At 72.9% G+C, this 4,613-nt stretch carries 4 protein-coding genes and 1 pseudogene; 1 reads left to right on the top strand and 4 read right to left on the bottom strand.

The annotated features are described in order from the left end of the window. Positions 1-431 (bottom strand): annotated as a pseudogene (locus AWZ10_RS53930) (peptidoglycan-binding domain-containing protein); the annotation flags it as partial. Positions 432-650: 219 nt separating this feature from the next. Here AWZ10_RS53930 and AWZ10_RS26955 point away from each other — a divergent pair. Next, on the top strand, positions 651-2,048 hold the full coding sequence (locus tag AWZ10_RS26955; RefSeq protein WP_060892254.1) for a phosphoinositide-specific phospholipase C-related protein: 1,398 nt from the start codon (positions 651-653) through the stop codon (positions 2,046-2,048). Here AWZ10_RS26955 and AWZ10_RS26950 read toward each other — a convergent pair. From AWZ10_RS26950 to AWZ10_RS26940, 3 genes are all read right to left on the bottom strand, one after another. Further along, complete coding sequence (locus AWZ10_RS26950) at positions 1,992-2,363, bottom strand: hypothetical protein (protein WP_079104449.1); 372 nt, start codon at positions 2,361-2,363, stop codon at positions 1,992-1,994. The genes AWZ10_RS26955 and AWZ10_RS26950 overlap by 57 nt on opposite strands. A gap of 70 nt (positions 2,364-2,433) precedes the next feature. After that, on the bottom strand, positions 2,434-3,687 hold the full coding sequence (locus tag AWZ10_RS26945; protein WP_060892252.1) for an XdhC family protein: 1,254 nt from the start codon (positions 3,685-3,687) through the stop codon (positions 2,434-2,436). Beyond that, a partial coding sequence (locus AWZ10_RS26940) for a xanthine dehydrogenase family protein molybdopterin-binding subunit (protein ID WP_159058346.1) occupies positions 3,680-4,613 on the bottom strand: 934 nt, incomplete at its 5' end. The genes AWZ10_RS26940 and AWZ10_RS26945, both read right to left, overlap by 8 nt.

Here is a 4,613-nt window from a genome sequence, read left to right as displayed (position 1 = left end):
GCCGCCCGGCGCCACCGGCGGCCGGCCCGGGTACGGCCGCCGGGAGGCTGTTCGTCGAGGGGAGGTTGCTCGTCGTGGGGAGGCTCTTCGTCGAGGAGGGGCTCTTCGTCGAAGGGAGCGGCCGGTGCGTGGCGCGGCTCGGCGGGGGCCGCCGTCGGCGCGTCGCCTTCTTCCGGGACACCGGGCTGCGGCTCGCGTGCGCCGGCCTGCGGGGCGGCGGCCTGCGGGGCGGCGACCGGATCGCTGTCGTCACCGACCTTCACGAACGGCCTTATACGGACCGGGTCGAAGTCCTCCGCGGCCTCGGCCTGCGCCGTACGGATGTCCCGATGAGCTTCCGACGCCAGGCGGCCGCAGGAGCAGGCCGGAGTGCCGTCCGCCGCCCGGGGCGTACCGCACTGCGGACAGGCAGGGGCTGTCGGTTCACTCACGCTTGGACTCTCTTCGGACGGATTCCAGAGTTTAGACAGATCTTCTCCACAGAATCCCCAAGACTTGCTTGAATCACAAACTTTCCTCGGCCGAGTACCTTTCGGCGACGACGAGTTCGCGCTCGTGATGTCTTCATGTGACGGGGCTGGCGCGCGACCCGCCACTCGGTGTGTCATGCCTCTGACATCAACCCGGTGCGCCGGAGTGGAAGGAACCCCGTGAGCCTGTCCCGTCCCCATCCCCGTCCCCGTTCGCGCCCTCGCGCCCGTGCCCGCGCCCTCGGCGCGGTCGCCGTGCTCGCCCTGGGCGCGCCCGTCGCGTTCTCGGGTCCCGCCGCCGCGGCGGTCCCCGCGTACTCGGTCTATCTGCAGAACGCCGTCTCCGGTCTCAACGCGGCGGACAGCAGCGGCACGGTCGCCGCGCACAACCCCAAGGGCAACGAGGACCACCAGCAGTGGACCCCGGTCGCCGTCAGCGGCGGCCACCAGTTGCGCAACGCCGACGAGTCGGGGATCTGCCTCGGGCGCGGCGGCACCTCGGCGGTGACCGCGGCCTGCGGCGCGGACGGCACCACGTGGACGATCACCGAGGCCACGAACAGCACGTACAGGATCGGCGTACCAGGCACCTCGCAGTACCTGACGGGCGCCTCCTCCGACTCCTCCCTCGTGCAGATCGGGTCGAGCGGCGACCACGCCCGCTGGTACCTGACACCGGTCACCCACGCCACGACGGCGATGCCGTCCACCGACACCCGCACCCTCGACCAGGTCTCGTTCCTCACCTCGCACAACGCCTACGCCAACGGCGTCGACGGCAACTTCGCCTCGTTCCCCGTCAGTCTTCTCCCCAACCAGTCGCGCGGTGTCAGCCGGCAACTGACGGACGGGGTGAGGGGGTTCATGCTGGACGCGTACACCGTGTCGGGGCAGGCGATGCTCTGTCACAACAGCTGTGACGGGGTCGGCAGTCCGGTTCCGCTGGCCACCGACCTGCAGCGCATGGTCGACTTCCTCAAGGCCAACCCCGGTCAGTTCGTGACCGTCTTCCTGGAGGACTACACCGCCTCCGACGTACTGAAGTCGTCGCTGGCCTCCGTCACCGGTCTGTCCGACGTGCTGTACCGGCCCGACCAGGAGGGCGTGGCGACGGCCGGCTGGCCGACGATGGCGGACCTCGCCGCGCGGGGCAAGCAGTTGCTGCTCTTCAGCGACCGCACGCGCGCGAGCGACGTCTCCGCCGGCCAGACCACCCGGAACACCTTCGGGGTGATGTACCAGCGCGAGTGGACCGTGGAGAACTACTGGTCCATGGGCGGTGGGCTCGGTGGCTCCGACTGGTCCTGCTACAGCCGCTGGGGCACGAGCAGACCGCTCACCACGGACTCGACCGCCTTCCACCCGCTGTTCGTCATGAACCACTTCCGCGACTACACGATCAGCGGCACGGCCGAGACGGACAACGCCAAGCTCCTCAACCGTGCGCAGAACTTCTGCACTCCGGCCGCGCGCAAGAAGCCCAACTACCTCGCCGTGGACCGCTACGAGCTGGGCTCGCCGTCACCGCTCACTACGGTGGGGAACCTCAACACGTACGTCCTCACGGCGGGCCAGTAGCCGTCGCCCCGGCAGACGGCCGTTCAGCAGCGGACGGCCGTCCGCCGACCGTCGCCGTGCCAGCTGCGCGCCCATCCTGCGGGGCGCCGTGCGTATGCCCCGCAGGACGGGCAGCTGGCTCGGGGACAGCCTCGCCCGCTCCCCGCCGCCCGCGATCAGGGCGTTGACCGACGCCATCGGGTCACCGCCGACCGACCGGGCCACCAACGCCCCGACCACCAGTGGCAGCAGCACCACCGCGAGGGCCGAACCGGTGGCGGTGGCCGTGGCGGTGACGTTCCGGAGGGGGCGCGGGCGCGAGGGGTGCGTGTCCATGACGACAGTGGACCAGCGGCCCGTGGTGCGGCGCATCGGCGCGCGTACTCAGTCGTCCCGGCCCAGGTACTCAGGCCGCCGCCACGGCCTGCCGCTCCCCCGCCTCCTGCTCGCCCGCCTCCCGGTGGATCGGCGTCCCCGACCCGGTCAGTGGTACGCCTGTGCCGCCACGCCGGGCCGCGACGATCTCCGCCGCGATGGACAGGGCGGTCTCCTCGGGCGTACGGGCGCCGAGGTCGAGCCCGATCGGGGACCTGAGCCGGGCCAACTCCCGCTCTGTGAGGCCGACTTCGCGCAACCGCCGGTCGCGGTCGGCGTGCGTGCGGCGGGAGCCCATCGCGCCCACGAACGCGACCGGCATCCGCAGGGCCGTCGTCAGCAACGGGATGTCGAACTTGGCGTCGTGGGTGAGCACGCACAGGACCGTACGGCTGTCCGTCCCGGTGCGCCGGAGGTAGCGGTGCGGCCAGTCCACCACGAGTTCGTCGGCCTCGGGGAAGCGAGCCCGTGTGGCGAAGACCGGCCGGGCGTCGCACACGGTGACGTGGTAGCCGAGGAACTTGCCCGCGCGCACCAGCGCCGCCGCGAAGTCGATCGCCCCGAACACGATCATGCGGGGTGGCGGCACCCGCGTCTCCACGAGGAGGGTGAGGCCGCCGGGGCAGTGCGATCCGTCCGCCGAGAGCTCGATCGTGCCCGTGCGTCCGCTGTCCAGCATGGCCCGGGTCTCGGCGACGGCCGCCCGGTCCAGGTCGGGGTGCCCGCCGAGACCGCCTTCGTAGCCGCCGTCACGCCCCCCGTCGTACGCCTCGTCACGCCCCCCGTCGTACGCACCGTCACGCACTCCGTCGTACGCACCGTCACGCACTCCGTCGTACGCCCCCTCGGCGCGTACGAGCAGGGCATGCCCGAGAAGTTCGGCCGGGCCCCGGACGACGCGGGCGACGGCGGTCGGTTCGCCCTGGGCGGCGGCCGAGAGCGCGGCGTGCAGTACCGCTCGGGCCGGTGACCCGGCGGTGACGGGGGTGACCAGGATGTCGATGACGCCGCCGCAGGTCAGGCCTACGGCGAAGGCGTCCTCGTCGCTGTAGCCGAAGCGCTGGAGCACGGTCTCACCGTCTGCCAGCGCCTGTTGGCACAGCTCGTACACCGCGCCCTCGACGCACCCGCCGGAGACCGAACCTACGGCCGCGCCCCGGCTGTCGACGGCGAGGGCCGCGCCGGGACCGCGCGGGGCGCTGCCGCTCACCGCCACGACGGTGGCGACGGCGAAGTCCCGGCCCTCCTCGGCCCACGCACTCAGCTCGGTGGCCGCGTCAAGCATCCCGGCCCGCCGTCAGGACGCGGTCGGGTCGGATGGGCAGGTGGCGGTGGCGTACGCCGGTGGCGTGCCAGACCGCGTTGGCGACGGCGGCCGCCGCGCCCACGATGCCGATCTCGCCGATGCCCTTGATGCCGACGGGATCCTCGGGGTCGGGGTCGTCCACCCAGGCGGCCTCGACGGCGGGCACGTCGGCGTGCGCGGCCACGTGGTAGCCGGCGAGGTCGGCGCCGTAGTGGCCGCCGGAGGCCCGGTCGCGTACCGCCTCCTCGTGGAGGGCCATCGAGATGCCCCAGGTCATACCGCCGATGAACTGGCTGCGGGCGGTGAGGGGGTTGACGATCCTGCCCGCCGCGAAGACGCCGAGCATGCGCCGCACGCGTACCTCGCCGGTGGCGGGGTCCACGGCGACCTCGGCGAACTGGGCGCCGTAGGAGTGGCGTTCCTTCTGGGCGAGGGCACCGATGGCGGCGGTGGTGTCGGAGCGGACGGTGATGCCCTCCGGGGGGACGCCGTCGCCCAGGGCGAGCCGTTCCCTCAGTTCGGTGCCGGCGGCCGTGACCGCCCAGGCCCACGAGCGGGTGCCCATCGAGCCGCCGGCGATCATGGCCGGTCCGAAGTCGCTGTCGCCGATCCGCACCCGGACCCGCTCCGGTGTCACCTCCAGCGCGTCGGCGGCGACCAGGGTGAGCGCGGTGCGCGCTCCGGTCCCGATGTCCGCCGCGTTGATCCGCACGGTGAACGTGCCGTCGGTCTCGGCCGTCAGGGATGCCGTGGACGGAGCGGCTCCCGCGCCGAAGGAGGCCGCCGCCGTGCCGGTGCCGAGCAGCCAGCGCCCGTCGCGTCGCAGGCCGGGGCGCGGGTCGCGGTCGGCCCAGCCGAACCGGCGGGCGCCCTCGCGGAAGCAGGCGTGCAGATTGCGGCTGCCG

Source organism: Streptomyces europaeiscabiei (assembly GCF_001550375.1).
GTDB classification, from domain to species: Bacteria; Actinomycetota; Actinomycetes; order Streptomycetales; family Streptomycetaceae; genus Streptomyces; species Streptomyces europaeiscabiei.
Note: the sequence above shows the minus strand (reverse complement) of the source record. Positions and strands in the feature narration are given on the sequence as shown.